The sequence below is a fragment of the Microcoleus sp. D2_18a_D3 genome, from assembly GCF_036702455.1.
Classification (GTDB): Bacteria; Cyanobacteriota; Cyanobacteriia; order Cyanobacteriales; family Microcoleaceae; genus Microcoleus.
Map to the genome: position 1 here is coordinate 1 of NZ_JAUBTK010000058.1, position 26,050 is coordinate 26,050.

The following is a 26,050-nucleotide window of genomic DNA, read 5'->3' on the forward strand; positions in this document are numbered from 1 at the left end:
AACGCGTTAAATTTAACTCGAATTATCCTGCTTAATGTTTTGTTACATAAATAGGTTTTTTCCCGCCTACCTACTTATAGCGGTTCTCAAGCGTGGTGAGGTATGCCCACGGAGGCCACGGAGGCCACGGAGGCCATGAGTACCTCATATGAGAGCTCGTCGAAAGGCTATATTCACTCCTCTTAGTTGATTAAATCGGCTGACCCAAAATCGATCGCAAATCCGCTTAATTACCAAGCACGATCGTATTGAATAGGAGCAGGCACGGATTGACGTAGTTGCTTCGCAGCCCGCATCGGCCAATAAGGATCGCGCAGCATTTCTCTGGCAAGTAATACCATATCTGCTTGACCTGTACGGATGATGTGGTCAGCCTGCGCGGGTGCAGTAATCATACCAACGGCTCCGGTGGCGATGTTGGCGGAGCGTCGAATGCGATCGGCAAAGGTAGTTTGATAACCTGCGCCCGTCGGAATCTTTTCACCCGGTACAATTGCACCTGATGAACAATCGATTAAATCAACGCCAAGTGACTTTAATTTATAGCTGAGTACAATACTTTGTTCAATGTCCCAACCATTTGGAACCCAATCGGTTACAGAGATGCGAACCCAAAGCGGTGTTTGATCGGGCAAAACATTTCGCACCGCTTCTACGACTTCACATAAAAACCGGATGCGATTCTCAAAACTGCCACCATAGGAATCAGTCCGTTGATTGCTCAAGGGAGACATAAATTCATGCAGTAGGTAGCCGTGAGCCGCATGAATCTCTATTACGTCAAATCCGGCTTCGAGGGCGCGTTGGGCTGCGTTGACAAAGAGTGTGGTCTGCTTCTGAATGTCTTCGATACTCAGAGAGATCGGGGCGGGGGTACCGGGTTCAAATGGAATGGCGCTAGGGGCGATCGAAGTCCATCCTCCTTGAGATTCCGAAAGCACATCGCCGCCATCCCACGGAGGCGCTGTACTGGCTTTTCGACCTGCATGAGCAAGTTGAATTCCTGCAACCGCACCGTTGCGGTGAATTAACTCGACGATTCGCGCCAACATTTCAATGTGAGCATCGTCCCAGATTCCCAAATCTTGCGCCGTAATTCGTCCTTCAGGCTCGACTGCCGCTGCTTCAGTCATCACCAGCCCTGCCCCTCCTACGGCTCGACTGACGAGATGAACCAGATGCCAATCATTCGCGAATCCCTCAACACTGGAATATTGACACATGGGAGAAACTGCAATGCGATTTCGGAAGCTAACGCCACGTTGATCGAATGGCTCAAATAAATGGGACATGGTTATAAACCCGTGATTTATAAAATGCTACAGATGTCAATCAAGCACAGACTTTCTTGACGCTGGGAAGTTGACTGACTTCATTCCACCAAGTCCGCAGCTTTGAAGTTTGCGCGATCGTTGCTTCGTACTCTGCGGTCTGGGATAGGTAGGTAAAGACTGGAATTAGGTAGAAATCGGCAATGCTCAGTTCGTGACCGAGCTAATACGGGTGTCCTACAGTTAGGGAGTCGATCGCCTCTAGTGCAGTCTTTACAGGTGCTACGGCAGCTTTCACCTTATCCTCGTTAGTTTGACCCCCGTGGCTGGCCACAATCAAACGCTCAATGGCAATTGACTTGAGCGCGGCTGCATAGATATGGCTGTCCATAATCCCCATAATCTGGCGCATCCGAGGGCTTTTCATTATACCGCTCAAATATCTATAGTGAGTGCGTTTTTGAAGACTAAAATCACAGTTTAGGAGCTGGAACCCGAAAGTAACAATAACCCGTTAGAACGAGATTAATTTCACAGCAGACAGTATCGGGATTCTTAGCTTCCAACGCCGTCAAACCTTCGGCTTTTTTAGATTCTGCCTTCTGCTTTGGGAGGAAACATTTTTTCAACAATATTTTGGCGCAGAAAAACTGTCAATGGTTTTTCTATCAAAGAGTAGAATATGCCACCTAAAACTACGGCGAACACTGCCAGTAGAGCCGGAGCAAAGAAACCGTCGTAATATTTTCCTAAATTCGCCTTTTGCAAAATTTTTGTCATTGCTAAAATCAGCGGTACGTGGGTCAAAAATATCGAGTATGAGGCATCTCCCAAGAAAATTAAAAGATTAGGAATTTTCGGGGAATCCTTGAGGTCTATCGAGGTAGCAGCAATGATTAACATAGCTGCTAGCACTCCAAAAGTAGGGACGCGCCGGAACTCTATGTTTCTCCAGGCGATGAGGATTCCTAAAATAACATATCCTAAATTTGCTATCCCAAACAATATCCACCTGTACTTGCCGATCTTATTGTTATATTTAATCACAATATACCCAGCCATGCAGCCCAAAACAAATTCTAGATTCATACCCCCAAATACTAGAGCCAGCCAGACAAAAGACTTGGGGAATGTTACAATTTTCCAAAAATGTAGAATCGTGACAAATAGCCAAGTCGAAAGTATCGGTACAGAATGTTTTGGTTTCAACCAGATAGCTATACTGAACAGGAAGTAAAAATATAATTCGTAAATTAAAGTCCAACCTACCAATAGAATGGGCTGTTCATTTTGAGGAATCAAGAGAAGCGAGCCAATTACGTATCCTAAACCTAAATCTTGATTGTTAGCCAAACCGGGAATTACTATAAAAAAACACAAAAGTGTCAGAGTAATTATCCAGTATATGGGATAAATTCTCACGGCGCGCTTAACTAAAAAAGATTTTAATTGGTCTTTTTTACCGATCGCCGATCGGTGAACGTACACCATGATAAAACCGCTCAATACAAAAAAGTAATCAACACCGCTCCACCCACCCTGAAATAAATTAAAAAAAGTAACTTGATTTAATATACCCGTGCTGATTTCGTTAAGGTGAAACATTACCACCAATACAGCGGCAATCCCTCGATAAACTTGCAAGAGCTTAAGCTTTTTGTGAGGAGTGGAACTCTGTGTCATCATGAGAATACCTTGTTCAAGAGTGACTGTTGCGCTTGTCCCTCAACTATAGTCAACGCGCTAAACATAGTCAACACATTAGATACTATAATATAACTTTATACTTTTTTCATAAACTTGTGCAAGAAGACTTCCGACTGATCGTTGACTTAGTTCTAGTTCTCGCTGCTGCCGCAGCAGGAGGACTCTTTGCATCGCTATTGCGACAGCCGGTAATTCTCGGCTACCTCCTGGGAGGGATCGTAGTTGGGCCGGCAGGTTTGGGGCTGATTAAAGAATTAATTCAGGTAGACACCCTGGCTGAATTTGGGGTTGCCTTTCTGTTATTTGCCTTGGGAGTGGAATTTTCTTTCGCCGAACTCCAGAAAGTAAAAGCCATTAGTTTGGGCGGGGGGGGCTTGCAAATTGTGCTGACGATCGCCATTACTACTGCAATTTCCTTGGCTGTAGGGTGGGTAGAATCGCCCGCTCAAGGCGTGTTTTTAGGATCGATTCTGTCACTTTCCTCGACAGCAGTCGTCCTGAAATGCTTGATGGAACGCAATGAATCCGGTACTTCCCACGGTCAAGTCATGCTGGGAATATTAGTAGTTCAAGATTTGGCTTTGGGGCTAATGCTAGCAGTTTTGCCGGCCCTCAATCAGCCAGCAGAAGAGATCGGCATGACGGTAGCGTGGGCCCTGCTGCGGATCGGGTTATTTGCTGTCGGTGCTGTAGTCGCCGGCATTTGGATGGTACCGCAGTTGCTGCGATACCTCGCGCAAACAGAAAGTCGGGAACTGTTTTTGCTGGGAGTTGTGGTTTTGGCTTTAGGGATTGCGCTGCTGACAGAATATTTGGGTTTTTCGATCGAGATGGGCGCATTTGTGGCGGGTTTAATGATTTCGGAGGTGGAATATGCCGACCAAACTCTAACTTATGTCGAGCCTTTGCGAGATATTTTTGCATCCTTATTTTTTGTCACCATCGGAATGTTAATTGACCCGATGTTTCTGTGGAACCATCTAGAAGTAATTCTGGGACTGGTATTTATAGTATTTGTCGGCAAATTCTTGATTATAACGCCGATCGTCCGACTATTTGGCTATCCGCTAAAAACAGCATTAATCGCAGGTTTGGGCTTAGCTCAAATAGGAGAATTCTCCTTTGTACTCGCTAGTGCTGGCCAAGCTATGGGGCTGGTTTCGCGGAACGTTTACCTGTTAATTTTAGGAACGACAGCCGTCACCCTCGTGCTAACTCCGTTTGTATTGAGAAGCGTGCCGCAGTTATTGAAATGGGCGGAAAATTTCGGGCCTTTGCAGCGCTATTTTGACGAAACATCTCAACCTGTGGCAATAGCTGAAACTTTGCCGGAACAAAATTATGTTGTGGTTTGCGGCTACGGGCGAGTCGGCAGAATTTTAGTCAAAATGCTGCAAAGCCGCAACTGTTCAGTTGTGGTGATTGACGAGTCAGAAAGTAGAATTCAAGAGTGCAGAGTGCAAGGAATTCCTTACATTTACGGGAATGCTGCCAGCTTGCACGTATTGGAAGCCGCCCGGGTGGAACGGGCAAAAGCAATGGCGATCGCCCTTCCCGATCCCATGAGCACTCGCTTGTGTCTGAAGCGGGCTTTAGAATTAGTCCCGGATTTGGATATTGTGGTGCGGGCCAACCAAGATAAAGACATCGAACTGCTTTACCAACTGGGGGCCTGGGAAGTAGTGCAGCCGGAGTTTGAGGCGAGTTTAGAACTGTCTGCCCACTTGTTGGCTAGTATTGGGATCTCGGCAATGGCGATCGGGCGGGAAGTGCAGCAAATTCGCAGCAGCCGCTATCTCGAATTGCGGCCCGCGCGCGAACCTTTGGCGGTTTCGCGGGATTTGAAAGTGGCGGTTCGAGATATGAACAGCGAGTGGTACAGCTTGCCGTCAGGTTCTCCCATTGCCAGCATGACTCTGGAAGAAACTAACCTGCGACAGTTGACAGGGGTCAGCGTGATGGCGATCGTCCGCGAGAATGGCGAGGAAATTGATTATCCTAACGGCAAGACAGCTTTGCACTCGGGCGATCGACTTTTTGTAGTGGGAGAACCGGAAGAACTCATCAGTTTTGAGTTGCTGGCGAAGGGGGAAGTTGCAGTACCGCAGGGCGACAGTTCTTGCCAGTGGCTGAGGCTGCCAGCAAACAGCCCTTGGGCGGGCAAAAAACTGTCAGAGGTAGATTTGCTTAGCCAGTACGGGGTGCAGGTGCGGGCGATCCGCCGGGAAGGGAAATTTACTCGCTGGCCCGACGGAACTACCAATTTGCAAGAAGGCGATCGTTTGCTGCTGTGCGGTGGCTTCTACGAGCTCGGCTTGATGCAGCGGACGGCCTCACCACCGGTGCCGCAACCTGCTTTAAAGGTGCCTTTGGTCAAGGCCCAAGTCATCGAAAAGCTGTTTAGCGATTAGTCAGTTGTCAGTTGGCAGTTGGCAGTTGTCAGTTGGCAGTTGGCAGTTGGCAGTTGGCAGTTGGCATTAGTCAACAGTCAACAGTCAACAGTCAACAGTTAACAGTCAACAGTCAACAGTCAACAGTCAACAGTTAACAGCTAACAATGCCCCATGCCCCATGCCCCATGCCCCATGCCCCATGCCCCACTCTCAGCCGTTGGGTTTGAGATAAGCAATTGCTGGTCGCGAGATCAGAATTTGTGTTTCTGAGGGATCGAGGAGGCAAATGCAGCTATTATCCTGCCAAAAAATTCTGCCAGCTACTAAGTCGCCGGTAACGAGTTTGATCTCCACCTGTTTTTTGTCTTTGATGTAGCTTTGTATTAAGCGAACGCTGGGCAATCCGGTTTCAAATTCAGACATAGTTCAGAAAAATATAGTCAAATATTACCTTAAACCATATTCTTCTGTTTATACCGTTTAACCCGTACTGGCAGAATTACAAGCGCTTCTACTCCATGAGGGAGAAACCAGTTGGCGGCTAGTTTTAGACAGATATTCATTGAGCCATTGACATCAGCATTAATTAGATATCCCTGTGGAGTTATAAATATTATATTTGTTTATATTTCACTATAAAGGACTATAAATTGCATAAAGTTTTATAATACTGGGAAATGGGTAATTTGGTCATCAAATTATCTAATCAGTTTTAACCAAAAGAGGTTTGTTTTTATGCCGATCGAGTTTGCGAAGTATCACGGACTGGGAAATGATTTTATTCTGATTGACAACCGCCACTCGTCAGAACCGATGATCACGCCAGAACAAGCTGTGGATTTGTGCGATCGACATTTCGGGATTGGCGCAGACGGTGTGATATTTGCTCTTCCGGGTCAAAACGACACTGACTATACCATGCGGATTTTTAACTCCGACGGTTCGGAACCGGAAATGTGCGGCAACGGGATTCGCTGTTTGGCTAAGTTTATCGCCGATTTGGAAGGGTCAGAGGCGAAAACTCAGTACCGCATCCACACTCTGGCTGGTGTGATTAGCCCGGAATTGCGATCGGACGGTCAGGTGAAGGTGGATATGGGGGTTCCCCGGCTGCTGGCGGCGGAAATTCCGACAACTTTGGCTGCAGCGGATGCTAAAGCTATAGATGTGCCGATCGAAGTTGCCGATAAATCTTGGTCTGTTACCTGTGTCAGCATGGGTAATCCTCACTGCATTACTTTTGTAGAGGATGTTGCGGCTGTTGCTTTAGAAACTGTCGGGCCTCAATTCGAGCACAACAAAGCATTCCCGCAGCGTACCAATACGGAATTTATTCAAGTGGTACGTTCAGACTATGTAAAAATGCGGGTGTGGGAAAGAGGCGCGGGTGTTACTCTAGCTTGTGGGACTGGTGCTTGTGCTGCTGTGGTAGCTGGGGTGTTGGTAGGGAAGTGCGATCGGGTAACTGCGGTTGAACTCCCAGGCGGCGTTTTGGAAATCGAATGGGCAGAAGTTTCTGGGCGGATTTACATGACCGGGCCGGCACAGCGAGTATTTACTGGTTGTATGAGTGATTAGTCATTAGTGATTAGTCATCAGTCATCAGTCATCAGTCAGAAGGTTTTTTTGGTGGAATTAACAAACAATAAAAATTATTGAACTCAAAATTTTTATTGAATTCTGACCAAGGCCTTCGACCTTCACAAATTATTGGCTGCGGACTGAAGACTGAAGACTAATAACTAAGCCTGAAATCTAAAATCTAAAATCTAAAATCTAAAATCTAAAATTAAGTAGGTGGGCTTGCATGGCTGGAGGTATTTATCTGATTCAGGACGACGACAGGCTGGTAGAAATGATGGAACAGCCCTACGACTCGGAAGACCAGTTACAAGATTTGCTAGTAACTTATCCTAACTTGATAGCGGGAGACCAAATCGATCGGGCTACGGCGCGGAGGTGGCTGTTAATTTCGCGGGAAGCTGCACCCAGCGATGAGGAAACAGCGGTGCAGTGGTCGCTGGATCATTTGTTTCTGGACCAAAATGCAGTTCCTACTTTGGTGGATGTCCGGCGAACTCCTAATGCCGGACTCCGGCAAAAAGTTTTGGGTCAGTCGATCGACTATGCTGCTAATGCGTTGGTTTACTGGCCGGTCGATTCAATTATTGCTCTGTTTGAAGCTAATTGTCGCGATCGGGGTCGCGATCCCGAACAGATTTTTGAAGAGTTTCTCGGTGCGGATGCTAATGAAGACCTATTTTGGCAGAAAGTTAAAACTAATTTGCAAGCGGGTAAAATTCGCTTAGTGTTTGTAGCTGACGAGATTTCCGCTGAAATGCGCCGAGTTGTGGAATTTCTCAACGAACAAATGGACCCGGTTGAAGTTTTGGCCCTGGAAATTAAGCAGTATGTAAGTGAAGATGGTTTGAAAACGCTGGTTCCTAGAGTCATCGGTCAGACAGCCGAAGCACAGCAGAAAAAATCCAGCGCAACGCGCGAAAGAAGGCGCTGGGATGAATCTTCATTTTTTGCGGAAATCAAAGCTAGACGAGGCGCGGACGAGGCGCAAATGGCAAAAGCAATTTACTTGTGGGCAAAAAGTCAAGAACCCGAAGTTCAAATCCACTGGGGAACGGGGGATGCCTACGGCGGTTTCGCCGCTCAATTGCCTCAAAAGGGAAGAAAACCCTATCAGTTATTCACTGTAGATATTGCTGGTAGAATGGAGATTTCTGCTGATAATTATGGTTCCCAGTCGCCTTTTAATGCGGAACAAAATTGGCTGGAATTGAGAAGTAAGCTGAGTTCGATCGGTCTGTCGCTGCCTATAGAACCGGGTGAGAGAAGGTCGCCGAGTCTGGCTTTGTTTACTTTGCAAGACGAATCTGCCCTCAAGCAAGTTATGCAAACTTTTGATTGGGTGATTGAGCAAATTCAAACGTTATAGTTATCAGTCATTTGTAGGGTGCGTCAGAGCAAGTTATAGATTGATAAAATAAGGGTTTGGGCTTCTGACGCACCCTACCCTATGTGCTGGGTAGTATGTATATGCCCGGTTCAGCGCCATCCCCTGGCAGAATTTCACGGCTGCTTTTAACACCTTTACTTTCGCACAGATTTGCAAACGATTCTAAACCCTCTAATCTGGCTAAAAGTTCACTCAATCCATCCAAATATTCAGCTACAGCAATTTGGCGATGTGTCCATGTTTGATCAAATTTAGCAGAACTATAGGACATTTCAAACTCTACATCAACATAATTTTTTTTGCGTCGGATTTGGTCAGGAGATAAAGTGCGATCGCTTGGTGATATTTCCGTAATTCTTTCTACTCGTTCTGAGGCAATATGGTTTTTAAACCGAGAATTAGTAAAGCGATAAGCAGTAGATAGATAAGTGTTTTCATCATTGATTAGTGCCTTACCCCATCTTTCCGCGACTTGTTTAAATTGGGGGATTTGTAACGCCAGTAATTCTTTAGCTTCTTGATGTTTCCCTATTTCTAAGAGAAGATTGGCTTCTGTTGCTATGGCTACAGCCCAACCTTGAATAGAAACATCAGCATTAAGCATAATTTCAGCATCTAATTCTGGGGTAGCTTGCATTGCTTGATTACTGAGAAATAATCCCACCCTAGAAGCTGTTTTAATGGCCGATCTCGGTGATTCATCAGGAAAACGAGAGCGATCGTCAAGTTCAGCTTTTAAAGCTGTAATTTCTTTAATTAGCATGGCTTGATGAAGATTGGAAATAGCTTTCGCGAGGCTTTTTTGCTTTTGGTGGCTGTCTTCTACCAATAAATACAGATATGCCAATTGTTCAGAGATAATATCTAAGCGATTATCAATCCGATTTAAGCCAGCTTTAACACGGTTAAAGCCTTCTTCCATTGACTGATGAATGTGACCTAAAGTTTTTTGTACTTGGTTCAGTTTAGATCCCATATAGGCAAAGCCAGCAATACTGATACCAAGGTTTAAAACACTTGCGGCGGCAGCAATTTGACTTAGCCCCATCACTGAGGATAAGGTTTTTTCAAAGCCGATTAATTTACTATCGATACCGATTAATTTACTATCGATACCGATTAATTTACTATCGATACCGATTAATTTATGATCAACACCTATTAATTTATGATAGTTAAGCGCATGACCAATAACATCAATTCCTGCCACAATGGGATCAAATGGAACAGTCATCAGTTTGCTAGTCAGTCCGGGAGTTTCGGCTAAATGGCGGACAATTTGACCAGCCTTGAAAGTTCCCGCAGCCCATCTAATAACGCTTCCATAGCGTTTCATGGAACCATCAAGTAAACCCTTGATAATTTCTGGATCTTTAACTAAAAGAGTGGCCTCAATCAGCATTTTACTTTCTCCTGTTTAGCGATTATAAACTTCAAGGTTTTCGTAGGCTTCTATTTGCAATCTATCAGACACTTTAACATCAACTGCTAAATCAGCTAACTTACGAAAAGCATCGAATCTATCGAGTTGATTGACATTAGGCTTAAATCCTTCGTCATCTTGCTTGAGTTCAATATAAACCAAGTAAATGTTATATTCTGATTCGGCTCGGCCCACTGAATACTTATCGATATCAGGTCGGTTTCCAGAAAGTTGAGTGTCAGTTCCTAGCCCTAAATATCTCGTAATTTGGTAAAGTTGTTCTCCCTCACTAACATCAATATGCTTTTTGTCTTTGAGCGATTTAAGAAACTCTGCGTGCGAGGCAGAAACGACTAAAACTAAAATTGAAGATTCTTGAGAATTTTCCTGATCTAGAGGAGTTTCAACTGGCGTAGATTGATGATTAAAATCTTCTCTAGAAGTTGGCTTTGGTAATTTTTGTCCTTTTTGTTTCTTGAAAACAAGTGCTCCTCTTCCTACTGCTCTTCCTACTGCTAATACTACTACTCCTACTCCTAATACTGCTCCTACTACTACTGTTCCTCCTACTAATACTACTACTACTATTAATAAACTCTCCATATCCCTAGATTCCATTTTTTAACTCCTGAATTTCATTAGGTTTAAAACTTGCTTCACTGACGAAAAATTTTTTGTAACTTTTCACAATCTGCTGTTGCATGATATTTTTTATCTTCAAACTCACGCCAAAACAGTTTTTTTTGCTCAAAATTGCCCTCAATAATACTTAATTCTTGCTGCAAAGCACGTTCAGCTAGATTGGTAATCTCATCAACGGATTCTTTAAAGATATCGCTAACATAATCTAACCGTTGGAGAATCCACTCAAGCAAAATATCCCACAAACTCCCTTTCCCTTTCTCAATTCCACTTGACCATTGTTTTGCCATTAAGCCTGAAGACGGAAGGAAAAGTTCGAGGTATTCAACATCTTGGGTAATATCACGAGTTACTGATTCTTGGTAAGTACGAGTTACAGGTCGTGTTTTTGTTCTCGTTTTTGTTGTTTTCAAGCAAGACCCTTCCTTATAAGATTTTTCATACTTCTCCTGTTCTGTTTTGGTGGGTGTTTCGTCTTCTGTTTTTTGTCGCACTACTTCTGTTTTTTTTGAACGGTTTTGCTGGATATTATCTGGCAATTCAAAAAATTTTTCTGGTAAATTTGGTAAGTGTTGAGCTAGCTTTTTGCGTAAATTACTGAGGGCTGCTTTTTCAAGATTAATCGAGTAAAAAATGCCCTCGGTCAGAAAAAGTTTTAGTTTCTTAACTTGTTCCTCAACTAATGATTCTAAAGCTTGTTCAAACTGTTTTGCTTTTGATTGTAGAACAAACTCTGCCCTTGCCGACATAGCTTCTCTCATCGTGTGATATAGCAAGCGAACATAGCGTTCATCATCTTCAAGTTCTTTTTTCCCCTTATCATCATCAGCCCGTATACGCTTAACTAAGTTTTCTGACTCAGAAGAAAATGTACTGAGTCTACGACTAACATGATCATAGGCTTTAGAAATATCATCAGCTAATGGGGGGGATGTTACTTCCCCTAGTTTATCTCTGAGTTCAAAAGCTCCTTGATGATTTTTAAAAGCATCAAAAACAGGAATAATTAAAACTTTAATTAAATCTCCTTCTACTTCTCGAACAGCATCATAAATCGGCTCAAATCCCTTACGCCCTTTTTTTACCGCATCTTGTACAAGTTGATCATTAGTCGTAGGGTTGTTTTCCTTAAGCTTTTCGATTAATTCCTTAACTTCTCCATTAAATTCTTTGCCAATTGTTTGTATATTTTTATGTAAATTTTGACGAATTTTAGCAAGGTTATCTCTTTCTTGCTTAACCTGTTCTTGCTTAACCTGTTCTGGATTGTAAATTTTTCTCGTTTTAATGATAATTTCCAGAGATTGTGCTAAAGCATTGTAATTGGCGAATACTTCCAACAATGCAGGAAGTATTACCAATTCAGCAAATGATTCTTGAACCCGCACACGGAAACGATCCCAAAGTTCTCTACCTCCACTCCATTCTAAAGAAGAGTGGAGAATTTGCCGCATGGTTTCATCATCAATAGTCTTATTGTCTTCTACCCGATCTTCAATATCGCGAAACCAATTCTTTAAATCGCGCTTCTCCTTAGTATTTAATTTAATAACTCCTGCACAGTCTTGAAACATAGCTTTAAGGAGTTTTAACCGTATCTCCTGACTGATCACTGACGGTTCGTTAAAAGCTCCTGAACCCCAAGCACACTGAGCATAATATAAAAGACGAGCATTAAAAGGCAGAACATCAGGAAGTTCTGGAAGCGATAAGACCTCTTTAATTTCTTCTCTTAACTTATCAATCCGCTCTGATAGGGGTAAATCATCGGCTCCTCGGTTATCAACCCGATTTAAGATAAAAATCATCGAATCTGTGCGACCTTGTAGCTCTTCGACAACTTTCTTTAATTCTTCTAATAAGCGTTTTCGGTTCTCATCATCTACCTGCATATAGTCTAAAGCCACTAAACTAAAAGCTTTATTAAGTTGCTTTTGGATAGTTGCTAAGTTAGCCCGGTCTTGAACAGATTTCAATCCCGGTAAATCAATCAATTCAACTCCGATTCCGGTGGGTAAATCTAGCAAAGAAGCATGACAAGCAGGTAAAAGAGGAACATGAGCGGTTATTTGTGGCGCAACATACTCACGCTTTTTCCGCGCCGCGTGATAGGAGTGCATCACGGTGCTAATTCGCTGGTATAAATCCTCATCGCTTAATCCCGTCCATTCACCAGTATCCCAAGCAGCATCTTCCGTTTCTGCAATCATTAATCTCTGTTCTTGAGAATGTTTGATGGTTAATACACCCCCACTCATTTCTCCGGCTTCAATCGGTGCGATTTTTCGACCAATCAGCGCGTTAACAATCGTTGACTTTCCAGAGGAAGTTGTGCCCAGAGTAGCAATCCGAAAACTAGGATTTTCTAGGCGTTGGACGGCTTCTTGATAAACAGTTAAAAAATCCTGTAGGCAAGATTGAATCCCCGAATCAGCAAAAACATCCGGGGACGAGTTGACTAAGCTAGAGACTGAGTTGCCTAATTCTTGTAAAAGGTTGCGGATGTTGTTTAACTTAGATTCAATTACGGGCATGGCAAAAATGCTTCCTTAATGATCTTTGTTAAGTATAACTAAGGAGGCACGGCGTCGGACATCGTACATCCACGGATGTTTTAAACCTGACCACAAAATAAAGAGTGACTCTTAAATCAACTTGTAGAGTGCGTCGGAGATTGATTATTTCAATTTTAACAGGTTTATTCTGCTCTGGGGCATCCTACACACTAGGCTGTCCCGCACCTTGCGTTGTATTTTTCGGGCGGGCGGGACACCCCACAATAATTTCATCAAACTTGACTGTAAAATTTGTATGCGCCTGAGCTTGTTAATCTCATTATTATGTTTAGGGGGTAATGAGTGTCATCCTTAACATAATAATGAGTTGATGCAGAGAGAGCGGCCGATCGCCAATAACCAATAACCAATGACTACTGACTAATAGCGAATATTAGCTTGTTTCATGCGCCGCAATGCTTCTCCCAGTCGATCGCAATCTGCAATTAAACTAATTCTCACATATCCTTCGCCGCCCGGCCCAAAAGCATTGCCAGGAGTCACCACAACACCCGTTTGCTGCAAAACATTCAGGGCAAAATCAGTCGAACTCATGCCGGGAGTGCAGGGAACCCAAAGATACATTGCAGCCAGAGGTTTAGGAATATTCCACCCTAATTCTGCCAATCCTTCCACCATGAAATCCCGGCGAGTTCTGTAACGATTTTGCACTTCGTGCAAGTAACTATCGGGCAATTGCAGTGCTGTTTCTGCTGCTGTTTGCAAAGCGGAAAATATACCGTAATCTAGGTTAGTTTTTAATGTCCGCAAACCTTGGATAATTTTGCTATTTCCTACTACAAAACCGACGCGCCAGCCGGCCATATTGTAGGTTTTGGACATGGTGTGAAATTCGACACCGATTTCTTTACCGCCGGGAATTTCTAATAAACTTGTCGGTTGATAGCCGTCAAAGGCTAATTCCGCATAACACAAATCGTGAACCAGCAAGATTTGATGTTTGTGCGCGAAAGCCACAATATCTTTGTAAAATTCGCGGGGTGCAGTTGCTCCAGTCGGATTGCTGGGATAATTGAAATAAAGTATTTTGGCTTGTTCGGCTACGCTGTCGGGAATGTCCGCTAAGTCAATTACCCAGTCATTTTCTGGTTTGAGGATGATGTTGTGAACTTTTGCACCGGCAATGATTGGCCCGCGAAATAATACGGGATAAGCGGGACTCGGTACTAATATTACGTCCCCTGGATTGATATAGGCGATCGCAAAATGTGCTAAACCTTCTTTAGAACCCAACAAAGGCAATGCTTCGCTTTCTGGATCGAGTTCAACATTGTAGCGGCGGCTGTACCATTTAGTAATAGTACGGCGAAAACTGGCAGTTCCTTCAAAGGGTGGATAGCCGTGATTTGCAGAATTTTGGATGGCTGCGACGGCGGCTTCTACTACTGGTTGAGGAGTGGCACCGTCGGGGTTTCCCATTCCTAAGTCTATTAAATCGAGTCCTTGTTCGCGGGCGCGGGCTTTGAGTTCGTCGAGACGGGCAAATACGTAGGGCGGTAGTTTTTGCAACCTGTCAGCAGGGGTAATCCAATCCAAGGTCATTTATTTTTTGTCAGTTGTCAGTTTTCCTGGTTTGTAGTAAGGACTTTCGTCCTTGCTAGCACAGCCTTTTCAGGACTTTAGTCCTTACTACAAACTGTTTTAATTCTTAATCTTTAATTCTCCCACAGGTGCGGTGGTAGAAACCATCGCTGCCATTAATTGTTGGGGAACAACTTTAAAAGGCAGTCGGTGGATGTCGGAATTGGGATTGCAGGCGATATCGGTGGCGCGCTGTAATTCTGCTATGGTAATGTCTCCGAGTCCGAGGTTGTCTAAAGTTTGGGGTAATCCAATCTCGGCGTAGAATTTTAGCAGTTGCTGTCTGGCGCTAGCGGCGAGTTGATTGTTTTGCAGCATTTCTTCTAGTCGCAGTTGTACTAAAATGCCGTAGGCAACTTTTTCGCCGTGCAATGTGCCGTGACTTGCTAATAGATGAGTTAGGCCGTTGTGGACGGCGTGGGCGGCGACGGTGCGACATTGGGCACCACCAATTCCGCCGATTACTCCTGCTAGCAATACGGCTGCATCTGTGACTTCTTGCCAGGTTTCGGTACCGGGTTCTTTGAGGGCGGCGGCTGATTTTTGGAATAATATATCGCGCAGTATTCTAGCTTGTTGAACGGCCGAAATAATCAGTGTTTGTTCGGAGTGTCCGCTGCTGACTGATGCTTCGTACCATTTGGCGATCGCATCTCCAATTCCTGCTACTAATGTCCGCTGTGGTGCGGTTTGAATTAAGCCGTAGTCGAGTATTAATAAGTCGGGACATCTGGCTAATGTGACATCGTATTGGAATGCACCTTGTTCTGAATAAATGTTAGAAAGGGCTGTCCAAGCGGCACAGGTGGCGGCTGATGTGGGTATTGTGACGATCGGGATTTTGCACTTATAAGCGACGAGTTTGGCTGCGTCTAAGGCTTTGCCGCCGCCTACACCGATGATGAAATCGGCTTCATGGGTTTGGGCTGCTGCGCGGAGGGTTTCGAGGCTGGTTTCGCTGCAATCCTTGCCGTATGCTGTTTCGGCGGATTGTAACTGCTGCTGTTCGAGGATTGGTTGCAGGTAGGGTTGGGCGGCGGCGAGGGAGTTACTGCCGCCGACGATTAGCGGCCGCTTTCCGAAACGGGCGATCGCATCTCCGGCTTGTGCGATGGCCGATCGACCTCGCAATACACAGGCGGGAGCAATTGTCAAGGAATAAATTGCTGGTGCGGTGGCGGTTTTGGTGCTTTGGGTTTGAGTCATCGAAACTGGATAAGTGACGAGAAGGTTGACGCTTTGCAGGATTGCTGGATTTTCTAGGATAACTCTAACCCATGTTGGGCGATCGGGTAAGTTTTGTAAAGTTTTTATTAAGTATTGTGCGGGGTTGGGGGATGGGAGGACCCAGTTGAGGGGCGGGCGATCGAACTATCATTAGAATTGAGGCTTAACGTACAAATCCCAGACTCGTTTCACTTCTGCTGCATCCGGTTGAGAAATTTGCCCGATTTTCCCTAACAACAAAGACTTCTCCAGAGAATCTAATCTAGACAAACGCACTGTTGAAGCAACGCGCAAACCGCTAGCCGACCAATCATTAAGTAATACATCAGTTTGGGTGCGAGGTTTTGCAGAAGTAACGGCTGCTGCTACTACATCCTCGCCATCTAACCACAGTAAAAGTACGGGACGTTTTTTAAAGCCTGCGCCACTTGTAAAGGGAATATTTGCCACCCAAAAATCACCCGGTTCAATAGTCGTCATAGAGTCCTTCGTCTTCGGGTGCGTAGCCTTTCAAAAAAGCATCGTGACTACGAGTAATAGCTGAGTCAATTAAATATTCTTCGCTGTTGACTGCAAAAAACTCTGTTAATTGGGCAGCGGTTAAATCTTGTTGGGTTGTTATCTCTACAAACGGTTTTAGTATTGGAGGGGATTCTAATACGCAACTCAAAAACTCAATAAACGAGCGCTTGGGATGCGATGGCTCTGTTTGCAAAAAATTGGACTCAGAACTTTCATTTAGTGACGGTTTTACTTGTGCTTGATGTACAAGAAATTGCACAAAATCCAGAACTTCCTGTCGTTTTTCTGTTGGAAGCAGTTGCAGATTTTCTAATAATTTTTTTTCGAGATTGCCGAGTCTCAAAAAAATCACTGGATATGTGAAAGTTTTTGCTGGTTGGTTCATGGGAGTTTGACACTAATAGTAAAATTAATGTACTTATACGATTATAGCTGACTTGCTCGGTCTGCGTGCGATCGCCCTTACCAATCAATTTTAGCTTTTTGCAACAGGAAAAGAGCTAGTCACAATATGCTCTGATTTTATACCAGACTCAATCAGCGATCGACTTAGACCTTCCTCAAAGTTATCCTCTTCAATTACAACTCGATCGTCAACTAAACGAGCATGAAACAGAATCGTGTCAATCCAGCGCTGTTTATCCCAGCCTGTCGCCAGAACCAGAAAGTGACCCGAATCGACATCACAGACGGAGTAAAGCTCGATCGCCTGTAAACGGGGTTGCGCGCGAGTTGCTTCTTGCAGGGTTTTTTTGAGAATGTCTGCATAGGTTAGTGAGTTATCCATTGGAGAATCGCCTCTTGACTTGGTTCGTAAACTAATAAATTGATTTTATTTCGCTGGACGGCTAACTGAAAAATCGGTTTTTGAAAGTGCTTAATGTAGATCGCTTGGCTCACTGCTAAAAACAACTGACGCTCCGGTTCTTGGTTTTCCAATGCCCATTGGTAAAGCTGAAGTTGTCCCATCGTTTTTTCCAGTTCGCTAATGACTGATGGTGAATCAAAGTCTTTGATTTCAACAGCGATTTTATGCCCTTCTTTTTCGGCACTGAAAAACTTTTCTGCTCCTAAGTCGGCTTTCAAAAGAGTCTGCTCTAACACTAAGACTAAAGGATCGTCCGTAATTGTCCACCCGTCTTTTTCGAGGGTGCGACGCAGGGAGGAATGTAAATTATCGCGTCTAGACATTCGATATTCCAGAATTTAGGTTAGGAAAGCTCAGCACGAACCTCTTCAGCTCCCATGTCTTGTGGATGTCCCTTATTGTGAAAGTAAATAGTCTAATATGTAATCAAAGATCGCTTTTTTAATTGCGACGAGTAAGATGTTTGAGTCTGGTGGTGCGCCGTCGATCGAGAACAGAAGATTCCGACGGAGGTAAGAAGGGGTGGACAGACATGGGCAAGTTGCGGTATTTTTAGACTTTATTATGTATTGTATCGCATCTGCGGTACAATTATAAGTTAGCTGGCTCCGCTTTTGGCTGAAACAATGCTTCTAAATTATCTGCCAGTGTTTAACATTAAGCTATTCACCTCTAATTACTGTAGTTCATTCTATGAGAAAACCACAAACTGTTAAAGCTTTGGAAAAGCTAGGACGGGTTCAACTCTCTAAGAGTTTTTTCATGCGTGAGTTTCTTTATTCAGAAATCTCTCAAATTGAAGATATCCCTAACATTCCTAGCGATCCTGATTTGGCGATCGCAGCAGGAAAGAATTTGTGTGAGAGGGTGCTTGAACCAATTCAAGATGCGCTTGGTCGGATTAGTATCCGCTCAGCCTATCGTTCTTGTGCGGTGAACGCCAAAGGAGCAGAGAATAAAAATCAGTACAACTGTGCCAGTAATGAGGCCAACTATGCAGAACATATCTGGGACGTAAAAGATTCAGATGGGTATATGGGAGCAACAGCATGTATTGTTGTTACATCATTCATCCCTTACTATGAACGCACTCAAGATTGGACAGCATTGGCATGGTGGATACATGACCACATTGATGCTTATGCAGAAATGACCTTTTTCCCAGACTATGCAGCGTTCAACATTAGGTGGAGCGAGAATCCTAATGTTTCAAAAACAATTTATAGCTACGTAACAAACCCGCACACTGGTAAGAATAGCGGGTATCTGACCAAGGAGGGGATGGATAATTTCTTAGGTTTGCATGAGCAGTTTTACCAAGAATTTATCGATCGCTGACTAAACATCTTTTTGAACTTCTATGCGATAGTTGTAGCCCTGTTCGGTGAGGAAGAGTTGGCGGTGTCGGGCAAAATCTTCCTCGCAAGTTTGTAGCGAGACTAATGTATAAAAACTCGCAGTATGTCCATCGGATTTCGGGCGGAGAATTCGTCCCAGGCGCTGCGCTTCTTCTTGGCGAGAACCATACTTTCCCGATACTTGAATCAACACATCGGCATCGGGTAAATCGACGGCAAAATTGCCCACGCGAGATAGAATTAATCCGGGAATTTCTTTGTGACGGAATGCTTCGTATAACCGATCGCGCTCAGCCTGTTTTGTCTTCCCCGTAATCAGAGGCAATTCCGTAATTTTGGCGATCGCATCCAACTGTTCCAGAAACTCACCGATAATTAAAATACGATGTCCCGCTTCCTTTTGCAACAAACTTTGCACCACATCCAACTTACCCGGATTTTCCGCAGCAATCCGAAACTGATTGCGGCGGGGCGCTAGGGCATATTCCATTTTTTCCGCCTCATTTTGGGCGACGCGGATTTCCGTACAATTGGCAGTGGCAATAAATCCCTGTCCTTCCAATTCGCGCCAAGGTACGTCATAGCGCTTGGGCCCAATCAACGTGAATACATCGCCTTCTTTCCCGTCTTCGCGAATCAATGTCGCAGTCAAACCTAACCTGCGTCGTGCTTGTAATTCAGCGGTGATCCGAAATATCGGTGCAGGTAATAGATGGACTTCATCATAAATAATCAGTCCCCACGATTGCGCGTTAAATAACTCAAAATGCGGGAATTCATCATCTTTATTCGATCGATAACTTAGCATTTGGTAAGTCGATAGGGTGACAGCAGCCGTCTGTTTGGTGACACTGCTGTACTCAGCGATCGCATCCTCAGTTAAACTCGTTTTGTCTAATATTTCCCTGCGCCACTGGTGCACTGAAGTCAAACTGCTGGTGAGGATGAGTGTCTTTTGCTTTACCAAACTCATGGCTAACATCCCGACTATCGTTTTACCAGCCCCGCACGGTAGGACGATCGTCCCACTTCCACCTTTTACCTCCCCATCCTGATAGAATGCCTCTGCTGCTTCTTGTTGATAAGCACGCAGCTTAAAGGGCAAATCTGTTAGAGTACGATCGCGCAAAGAAATCCCTAATTCGGCACCCTCGACATATCCAGCCAAATCTTCTGCCGGATAGCCCACCGCTAGTAAAGCTTGCTTGAGTACGCCGCGATTCCCGGCATCGACTTGAAAGCAAAGATCGGAGATACGCTTGCCCAACATTGGTTTGACGCGATCGTCCCTTACCAGCAATTCCGCTAGCGGCAAATCGGCAATTCGCAGTTGTAAATCGGGGCTAGCCGCATCGATTCTTTCAATTACAGTTAATCCATACCGCGCCCCTAACAGTTCAATTTCCTGCGCTACGGAGTCAGGAATCGGATACTTGGCATACTTTCGCAAAGCTGCGATCGCGTCTTCAACTGGCATTCCCGCCGCCCGCGCATTCCACACGCTGAGGGGCGTGATGCGATAGGTGTGGATGTGTTCGGGACTTTTGATTAATTCGGCAAAGGGGGCGATCGCTTCTCGCGCCTGTTGTGCTGTTGGGGCGTGAACTTCTAGTAAAATTGAGCGATCGCTTTGCACGATCAAAGCATTTTCGGGAACATAATTCATAAGAAGAAGGAAGAAGGAAGAAGGAAGAAGGAAGAGGGAAGAAGGAAGACGGAAGAAGGAAGAAGGAAGAAGGAAGACGGAAGAAGGAAGAGGGAAGAAGGAAGACGGAAGAAGGAAGACGGAATAAGTTTGTTAGAACAGAAAAGTTTGGTTTATTTGCTCCAGTCCATGTTATAAGGTGCGTCGCGATTGAGATTGTCGATCTTTTTTTAGGATTTATCGCCAGCGACGCACCCTACAAATACTCAAAGTCCCCCTTTTTAAGGGGGATTTAGGGGGATCAGGACTCAGCTATAAACGAAAGATAAAAAGGTTTTTGGGTGATTTTTGACACTAATAGTATCAGGTGTATTATTTATCCCGCTGGGGTAAGACGTAGCCGATCTGCCGCAGGGCGTTGCGAAACTTACTTTCCTGGGATAATGGAACTGCTAAAGTGCTAGCGCCAGCTAGCTGACAGAATTTTTTGGTACGGGAATCATTGGCAATCAACACTGCTAAATGGGCGTTAGCACATTCGATTAACTTGACAGTTCCTGCATCTTGCAAACTATTCGATCGTTCTGTAACATCCGTCAGAAATTGCTGTACGGTTTCGGGTAGCGGTTCGATACTTCTTGTCTCTAAAACTTCTTTAAATTCTGCTAGCGGGTATCCGGCTTCAATGGCGGTAAATAGCTTTTGTCGATCGAGTTGCCAGACGACATCTGAAACTTTTTTAGTATAGAGATCGAGGACGATCGCATCTGATGTCGCGATGCCTTCTCCTGCTACAACAATATCTAAATTGGGCAGTACGCGGAGTGTTTGACGGAACTCAATTGCTGGCGGGGTGTAATTGTTAGTCAATCCCAAACAGTAAGCCCCCAAAGCTGTCAGGCGAAAAGAGATTAAGCCGTCGTAGCGGCTGAGAAATCTCAAATCGTCCGTACCCCAAAGATCGTCAAAATCGCTGGGTATGAGGGACGGATCGGCATAGGCAACATCAATTATTCCCAGGGTAGCAACATACTCAAACAACAGGCAGCGCATATATCTTTCTTGCAGAATATGCCAATCGTGACTGCCGGAATATCCTAAGTTACCATACCCAAATTCAGAAATATAGAGATTGTCGGGATCGCGCGTTACTTCAAACCGATTGCCCGTTGCCAACATATACTTGCTAAATTCGCTAAACAGAATCCATTTACCGACAGGACATTCTGCTAGCTTTGAGGCGATCGCCTCTCTCCGCCCCGCCACCGCTGTCATGCCGCGCGCGCCCTTGCCGGTTTGTCCTTTAATCGCATCAATGCGGCGAAATTCATCAAAAGTGTTTGTTTTTAACCAGCGCTTCCATGCTGTCTGTAATCCTTTGGCAGGTGATTCTTGCAAAGCTTTCTGTCCCGCTTTGGTCAAAACTAGCTTTTTGCCCGATTGTTCGGCGAATTTGCTCGCTTGGGCGATCGCGGCCCAAGCAAAGGATTTGATGTTACCAACCTCGTAGAATATATCGCCCTTTTCCACGGTAGCTTGGCGCTGTTCGTCGTTATAAAAATCACCCCCTTGCAATACGGCGGCGATCGCTTTTAGAGTTGCGGCACCTGGTAATGCAGTTTTCTCACTAACTGCAACTTTGCCCGACTGAATCAGACGCAAAACTGCTTCCAAATCCTTTGGGGCTGCCCGTTCCATTTCAAAAATTGTCAAAGGAAGTTCGTACTCGGATACCTCTATTTGAGATGTACGAAAGTTACGTTTTTCTACACGAACCCTAAAATTATCTGGCAGTACATCGCCAACCAGATTTAAGGAAGTTGCTTGAGGTTTTGGCACAAACTTCCGCAAGTTTTGTTCAAGATCGTAGGGTATCGCAGTGCCGTAGAAGAACAAGCATAGTAGGGATGGTTCTCGGTTGTATCCATAGCGATCGCTTGTTCCCCAGTTTGGTTGTTGTCCGTATTTCGCCACAAATACATCGGCATCATAGCCACCACCTGACCCATGTATAACTTCCGCTACGGCCGCTTTTTGCAAGTCGTCTAATTGCGCCCAAACTTGCTTGAGTTTTTGTCCCTGCATTTGCTCTTTAATCCCAGCAACCAGGTCAGCTTTGCGAGTTAATTTGCGATCGCCCGACAACAGTGCATTCAGCTTTTTTAAATCTTCAACAATTATTCCTTCGAGTGCCTCTTGGAGGGTAATAACATTATCTAGGGTTTGGTAACGCGGCATAATTTTTGGCAATCCGCCTGCTGCAAAATTGTTTGTGCTACCAAATATAACAACTTTCCCCGATTTGTAATTTGAATTTTTGTTACAAAAATCCGAAGCATGGTTTAATATTTATTGTTAAACAGGCCAATTTTATCTAATAAAGTACAAAATTATGCCAACTAAAAAACTCGGAGTTACACAACTACTCTTCAAAAACTTAGGGAAAAATCTTAATTTAAGATTTAATCTTTGAGATTTAACTCGGAGTGTGAGATAATTATTTACAATCGTGACTTGTGTTTTACTGAACCCGCCGGCGCGGTAAAACAGGAGTGGCAGTCAGCATTCTTAAAAAAAATTCCCGATTCCCAATCATCACAAACAAAGCGATATGAGCGAACACCCAACCATCAGCTACCGCACCGAAAGCGACTCGATGGGAGACAAACAAATCCCATCTAATGTCTACTACGGCATCCAAACTCTGCGCGCAGTTGAAAATTTCCCGATCAGCGGCATTAAGCCTTTATCAACATACGTTGATGCTTGTGTTTTAATTAAGAAAGCTACGGCGATCGCTAATGGCGAACTCGGCTGCATTCCCCAAGACATCAGTCAAGCAATTGTCCAAGCAGCCGATGAAATCCTAGCAGGGAAATTGCGCGATCAATTTGTAGTTGATGTCTACCAAGCCGGCGCCGGAACTTCTCACCACATGAATGTTAATGAAGTTCTTTCAAATCGCGCTTTGGAAATTATGGGCGATGAAAAAGGCAACTACAAGCGCGTCAGTCCTAACGATCATGTAAACTACGGTCAATCAACAAATGATGTGATTCCGACGGCGATTCGGATCGGCGGATTGTTGGCGTTAGAAAAAACTTTGTTTCCGGCTTTGTCGGATGCCGTAGTCGCCCTAGAAAACAAAGCAGAAGAATTCAAAGATATCGTTAAATCCGGCCGCACTCATATGCAAGATGCTGTGCCGGTTAGACTCGGCGATACTTTCGGCGCTTGGGCGCAAATTCTGAAAGAACATACCTTGAGAATTGACAGGGCATCCGATGATTTGACATCCCTGGGATTGGGGGGAAGTGCGGCCGGAACAGGCTTAAATACTCACCCTGAATACTGTCAAAAAGTTGCTGAAATTCTCTCAGAATTAATCGATCACCCCCTGAAACCAGCCAAGCATTTAATGGCTGCTATGCAGAGTATGGCACCGTTTGTAAATGTGTCCGGCGCACTGCGAAATCTCGCTCAGGATTGCGTTAAAATCTCTCATGACTTGCGTTTGATGGACTCAGGGCCGAAAACGGGTTTGAAAGAAATTCAACTGCCTCCTGTGCAACCTGGTTCGTCTATTATGCCGGGAAAATACAACCCTGTGATGGCAGAAATGACATCGATGGTGTGTTTTCAAGTTATGGGTTACGATAGCGCGATCGCCCTTGCCGCCCAAGCGGGACAATTAGAATTGAACGTGATGATGCCCCTGATCGCCTACAATCTCATTCACAGCATCGAAATTTTGGGCAATACGATTAGCGCCCTGAGCACCAAATGCCTCGAAAAAATTGAAGCTAAGGGCGATCGGTGTCTCGCTTACGCAGAAGGTAGTCTCGCCCTCGTTACCGCCCTCAACACTCACATCGGCTATCTCAACGCCGCCGCCGTCGCCAAAGAATCTCTAGAAACCGGCAAATCTTTGCGGCAAATTGTGCTAGAAAGGGGTTTAATGAGTGCAGAAGACTTGGCAAAAGTTCTAGATTTAGAGAAAATGAGTGCGATGCCAACATCTTCTGCTAACGTATAGGATCTCGCAGGAATCAGCTCGAAACTAGAAGGCTGAACTCGATTTAATTCTGCCTTCTGCCTTCTGAGTTCTGCCCGATCGCTGTCACAGGTGAAAGTTAAACAATTCAGAATTCATTTTTTTTACATTTAATTCTGAATTTTTTTTATAGTCTAAAGTTGGGAGCAAGATTTATGCGCGCAGGTTCTTTTGCCAAATTAACTCAAGATAAAGAGAACACAACTCAAGTGACATTTCATTATGTGGAAGGTCAGGCTGAAACTTTCACTATTCCGATACCGGCACAAGAATTCCAAGAGGAAGTGCTGCATTTATTAAATCAACCTTGGTTGACTTTCCATTTAGCCGATCAAACGGTTTTTATCTGCACAGCCAGGGTGGTAAAAGTAGAAGTAAAACCTGCTATCCCTGAACTGCAAGGTCAAGGAGTATTCTCTAACTCGCTGCGAGTTAGTACCATGCAGCGGGCGGCAGTTGGTAGATTGCCGATGAATAGTTAGGGTTCATTTGTATTGAGATGATTCTTGGTAACGCAGGCGCAGATCACCCTGCTTAGGGTGTTCCGCGCGTGCGTTACATTGAGATTATTCCCGATCGATAACCAATTACCAATTAATTCATAATTATGTCTGCTGTTAGTTTAATTCAGGCCAATTCATACGATCGCCAAATCTTGCAAACATCTTTAGAAAGTTTGCTGGCACCCTTGGGCGGAATCTCGGCTTTTGTCAAATCGGGCGATCGGGTTTTACTCAAACCCAATCTCCTCACCGGTTCTCGCCCTACAAAAGAATGTGTCACCCGCCCAGAATTGGTTTACTGCGTGGCGAAAATGGTGATTGAAGCGGGAGGAAAACCGTTTTTAGGTGATAGTCCCGCTTTTGGCAGCGCGATGGGTGTAGCCAAAGCCAACGGTTATTTGCCACTGTTGGAAGAACTGAATTTGCCAGTAGTTGAGTTTCAAGGAAAACGCTACGAAACTGTCAGCGAAGATTTCAATCATCTGCGAATTTGCAAAGAAGCAATGGAAGCGGATGTAGTGATTAATTTGCCCAAACTCAAATCTCACGTTCAATTAACCGTGACAATGGGCGTGAAAAATTTGTTCGGCTGCGTCCCCGGTAAAATGAAGGCTTGGTGGCACATGGAAGCTGGCAAAGATAGCGCCCGATTCGGTGAAATGCTAGTAGAAACGGCCAGGGCAATTAACCCAAATCTGACGATTTTGGATGGCATTATCGGCCACGAAGGTAACGGGCCCAGCGGCGGCGAACCTAAGTTTTTGGGAATTTTGGGCGCCTCTGATGATGTGTTTGCTTTGGACAGAACTTTAGTTGAAATTATTAATGCTGATCCGGCGGCGGTTCCCACTGTAGCTGCGGCCATGAGATTGGGACTTTGCTCTAATTTGGAGGCGATTGATTTTCCGCTTTTGCAGCCGGAAAATCTCAAGGTTTTGGATTGGAAGTTGCCGGAAAATATGATGCCGATCGACTTTGGTATGCCGCGGGTGATTAAGTCTACTTTCAGGCATTTTTATATCCGGTTTATCAAAGAACGGATGGGGGCTTACGCCGATCGATAGGATACATTCGCCACCTCTACATAAAAATCAGTGCTTGTCAATCAGCTATGGTGCTGAAGATTACAGAAAAGTTTGGTTTCCCAACTCAACTGGGAGCTAAATTTTTACTTCAAGGAACAATAGCGAACGCAACATTTGCGTCCACCGATATATATGAAATCGCAAATTTTATACTTCGCTTTTGCAACAAAATCAGCAATATTATTTAGGCACAAAGGTGATAAAGCTTTTATTTATATCGATCG

Annotated in this window: 25 protein-coding genes; 9 read left to right on the forward strand and 16 right to left on the reverse strand. The window is 44.6% G+C overall.

Annotation, left to right across the window (positions count from 1 at the left end; translation table 11 throughout):
• Positions 1-230 precede the first annotated feature (230 nt).
• From QUB06_RS23270 to QUB06_RS23280, 4 genes are all read right to left on the reverse strand, one after another.
• The gene (locus QUB06_RS23270) at positions 231-1,292 is read right to left on the reverse strand and encodes an NADH:flavin oxidoreductase/NADH oxidase (RefSeq protein ID WP_333437293.1); all 1,062 of its coding nucleotides are present in this window, start codon (positions 1,290-1,292) and stop codon (positions 231-233) included.
• A 40-nt stretch (positions 1,293-1,332) separates the two neighbouring features.
• Positions 1,333-1,482 (reverse strand): hypothetical protein, encoded by a 150-nt coding sequence (locus tag QUB06_RS34755; protein ID WP_445251414.1) that lies wholly within the window; start codon positions 1,480-1,482, stop codon positions 1,333-1,335.
• A 12-nt stretch (positions 1,483-1,494) separates the two neighbouring features.
• Positions 1,495-1,698 (reverse strand): hypothetical protein, encoded by a 204-nt coding sequence (locus QUB06_RS23275; protein ID WP_333437294.1) that lies wholly within the window; start codon positions 1,696-1,698, stop codon positions 1,495-1,497.
• A 161-nt stretch (positions 1,699-1,859) separates the two neighbouring features.
• Positions 1,860-2,957 (reverse strand): acyltransferase, encoded by a 1,098-nt coding sequence (locus QUB06_RS23280; RefSeq protein WP_333437295.1) that lies wholly within the window; start codon positions 2,955-2,957, stop codon positions 1,860-1,862.
• Positions 2,958-3,073: 116 nt separating this feature from the next.
• On the opposite strand from QUB06_RS23280, the gene QUB06_RS23285 reads away from it, so the two are divergent.
• Together QUB06_RS23285 and QUB06_RS23290 are read left to right on the forward strand one after the other, a co-directional pair.
• Positions 3,074-5,389: a cation:proton antiporter domain-containing protein gene (locus tag QUB06_RS23285; RefSeq protein WP_333437296.1), complete on the forward strand. Its 2,316-nt coding sequence runs from the start codon at positions 3,074-3,076 to the stop codon at positions 5,387-5,389.
• A gap of 11 nt (positions 5,390-5,400) precedes the next feature.
• Positions 5,401-5,526 (forward strand): hypothetical protein, encoded by a 126-nt coding sequence (locus QUB06_RS23290; RefSeq protein ID WP_333437297.1) that lies wholly within the window; start codon positions 5,401-5,403, stop codon positions 5,524-5,526.
• A gap of 55 nt (positions 5,527-5,581) precedes the next feature.
• Here QUB06_RS23290 and QUB06_RS23295 read toward each other — a convergent pair whose 3' ends face one another.
• Positions 5,582-5,794 carry an Hfq-related RNA-binding protein gene (locus QUB06_RS23295; RefSeq protein WP_333205415.1) on the reverse strand — a complete coding sequence of 71 codons (213 nt, stop codon included), beginning with the start codon at positions 5,792-5,794 and terminating at the stop codon, positions 5,582-5,584.
• 312 nt (positions 5,795-6,106) lie between these two features.
• On the opposite strand from QUB06_RS23295, the gene dapF reads away from it, so the two are divergent.
• Positions 6,107-6,949 (forward strand): diaminopimelate epimerase, encoded by an 843-nt coding sequence (gene dapF, locus QUB06_RS23300; protein WP_333437298.1) that lies wholly within the window; start codon positions 6,107-6,109, stop codon positions 6,947-6,949.
• 229 nt (positions 6,950-7,178) lie between these two features.
• Positions 7,179-8,321 carry a hypothetical protein gene (locus QUB06_RS23305; protein WP_333437299.1) on the forward strand — a complete coding sequence of 381 codons (1,143 nt, stop codon included), beginning with the start codon at positions 7,179-7,181 and terminating at the stop codon, positions 8,319-8,321.
• A gap of 79 nt (positions 8,322-8,400) precedes the next feature.
• Here the strand turns inward: QUB06_RS23305 and QUB06_RS23310 are convergent, their stop codons facing one another.
• From QUB06_RS23310 to QUB06_RS23350, 9 genes are all read right to left on the reverse strand, one after another.
• Positions 8,401-9,744, reverse strand: a complete 1,344-nt coding sequence (locus tag QUB06_RS23310; protein WP_333437300.1) for a hypothetical protein — start codon at positions 9,742-9,744, stop codon at positions 8,401-8,403.
• Between the two features lie 15 nt (positions 9,745-9,759).
• The gene (locus QUB06_RS23315) at positions 9,760-10,383 is read right to left on the reverse strand and encodes a hypothetical protein (RefSeq protein WP_333437301.1); all 624 of its coding nucleotides are present in this window, start codon (positions 10,381-10,383) and stop codon (positions 9,760-9,762) included.
• 38 nt (positions 10,384-10,421) lie between these two features.
• The gene (locus QUB06_RS23320) at positions 10,422-12,941 is read right to left on the reverse strand and encodes a dynamin family protein (protein ID WP_333437302.1); all 2,520 of its coding nucleotides are present in this window, start codon (positions 12,939-12,941) and stop codon (positions 10,422-10,424) included.
• 402 nt (positions 12,942-13,343) lie between these two features.
• Positions 13,344-14,525 carry an aspartate aminotransferase gene (locus QUB06_RS23325; RefSeq protein ID WP_333392207.1) on the reverse strand — a complete coding sequence of 394 codons (1,182 nt, stop codon included), beginning with the start codon at positions 14,523-14,525 and terminating at the stop codon, positions 13,344-13,346.
• A gap of 99 nt (positions 14,526-14,624) precedes the next feature.
• Complete coding sequence (locus QUB06_RS23330) at positions 14,625-15,770, reverse strand: iron-containing alcohol dehydrogenase family protein (protein ID WP_333437303.1); 1,146 nt, start codon at positions 15,768-15,770, stop codon at positions 14,625-14,627.
• A gap of 171 nt (positions 15,771-15,941) precedes the next feature.
• A complete protein-coding gene (locus tag QUB06_RS23335) occupies positions 15,942-16,271 on the reverse strand; it encodes a type II toxin-antitoxin system PemK/MazF family toxin (RefSeq protein ID WP_333437304.1) in 330 nt (109 codons plus the stop codon).
• Entirely contained in the window at positions 16,258-16,698 is a 441-nt protein-coding gene (locus tag QUB06_RS23340) for a hypothetical protein (RefSeq protein ID WP_333437305.1), read from the reverse strand. Before QUB06_RS23340 ends, QUB06_RS23335 begins: the two co-directional genes overlap by 14 nt.
• Before the next feature lie 90 nt (positions 16,699-16,788).
• Positions 16,789-17,100, reverse strand: coding sequence for an element excision factor XisI family protein (locus tag QUB06_RS23345; RefSeq protein ID WP_333437306.1), 312 nt, complete (start codon positions 17,098-17,100; stop codon positions 16,789-16,791).
• The gene (locus tag QUB06_RS23350; protein ID WP_332948402.1) at positions 17,085-17,504 is read right to left on the reverse strand and encodes a XisH family protein; all 420 of its coding nucleotides are present in this window, start codon (positions 17,502-17,504) and stop codon (positions 17,085-17,087) included. Before QUB06_RS23350 ends, QUB06_RS23345 begins: the two co-directional genes overlap by 16 nt.
• Before the next feature lie 370 nt (positions 17,505-17,874).
• On the opposite strand from QUB06_RS23350, the gene QUB06_RS23355 reads away from it, so the two are divergent.
• Positions 17,875-18,519, forward strand: a complete 645-nt coding sequence (locus QUB06_RS23355; RefSeq protein WP_333437307.1) for a peptidase M15 — start codon at positions 17,875-17,877, stop codon at positions 18,517-18,519.
• On the opposite strand, the gene QUB06_RS23360 is transcribed toward QUB06_RS23355, so the two are convergent.
• On the reverse strand, positions 18,520-20,205 hold the full coding sequence (locus QUB06_RS23360; protein ID WP_333437308.1) for a DNA repair helicase XPB: 1,686 nt from the start codon (positions 20,203-20,205) through the stop codon (positions 18,520-18,522).
• Here QUB06_RS23360 and QUB06_RS23365 point away from each other — a divergent pair.
• Complete coding sequence (locus QUB06_RS23365; protein ID WP_333437309.1) at positions 20,170-20,382, forward strand: hypothetical protein; 213 nt, start codon at positions 20,170-20,172, stop codon at positions 20,380-20,382. The two genes, QUB06_RS23360 and QUB06_RS23365, sit on opposite strands and share 36 nt — an antisense overlap.
• Positions 20,383-20,556: 174 nt before the next feature.
• On the opposite strand, the gene QUB06_RS23370 is transcribed toward QUB06_RS23365, so the two are convergent.
• Complete coding sequence (locus QUB06_RS23370; protein WP_333437310.1) at positions 20,557-22,422, reverse strand: hypothetical protein; 1,866 nt, start codon at positions 22,420-22,422, stop codon at positions 20,557-20,559.
• Between the two features lie 373 nt (positions 22,423-22,795).
• On the opposite strand from QUB06_RS23370, the gene QUB06_RS23375 reads away from it, so the two are divergent.
• The 3 genes from QUB06_RS23375 to QUB06_RS23385 all read left to right on the forward strand — a co-directional run bounded on the left by QUB06_RS23375 (position 22,796) and on the right by QUB06_RS23385 (position 25,805).
• On the forward strand, positions 22,796-24,220 hold the full coding sequence (locus QUB06_RS23375; protein WP_333437311.1) for an aspartate ammonia-lyase: 1,425 nt from the start codon (positions 22,796-22,798) through the stop codon (positions 24,218-24,220).
• A 173-nt stretch (positions 24,221-24,393) separates the two neighbouring features.
• The gene (locus tag QUB06_RS23380) at positions 24,394-24,720 is read left to right on the forward strand and encodes a hypothetical protein (protein ID WP_333104212.1); all 327 of its coding nucleotides are present in this window, start codon (positions 24,394-24,396) and stop codon (positions 24,718-24,720) included.
• 125 nt (positions 24,721-24,845) lie between these two features.
• Positions 24,846-25,805: a DUF362 domain-containing protein gene (locus QUB06_RS23385; protein ID WP_333437312.1), complete on the forward strand. Its 960-nt coding sequence runs from the start codon at positions 24,846-24,848 to the stop codon at positions 25,803-25,805.
• The last annotated feature ends 245 nt before the right edge of the window (positions 25,806-26,050 follow it).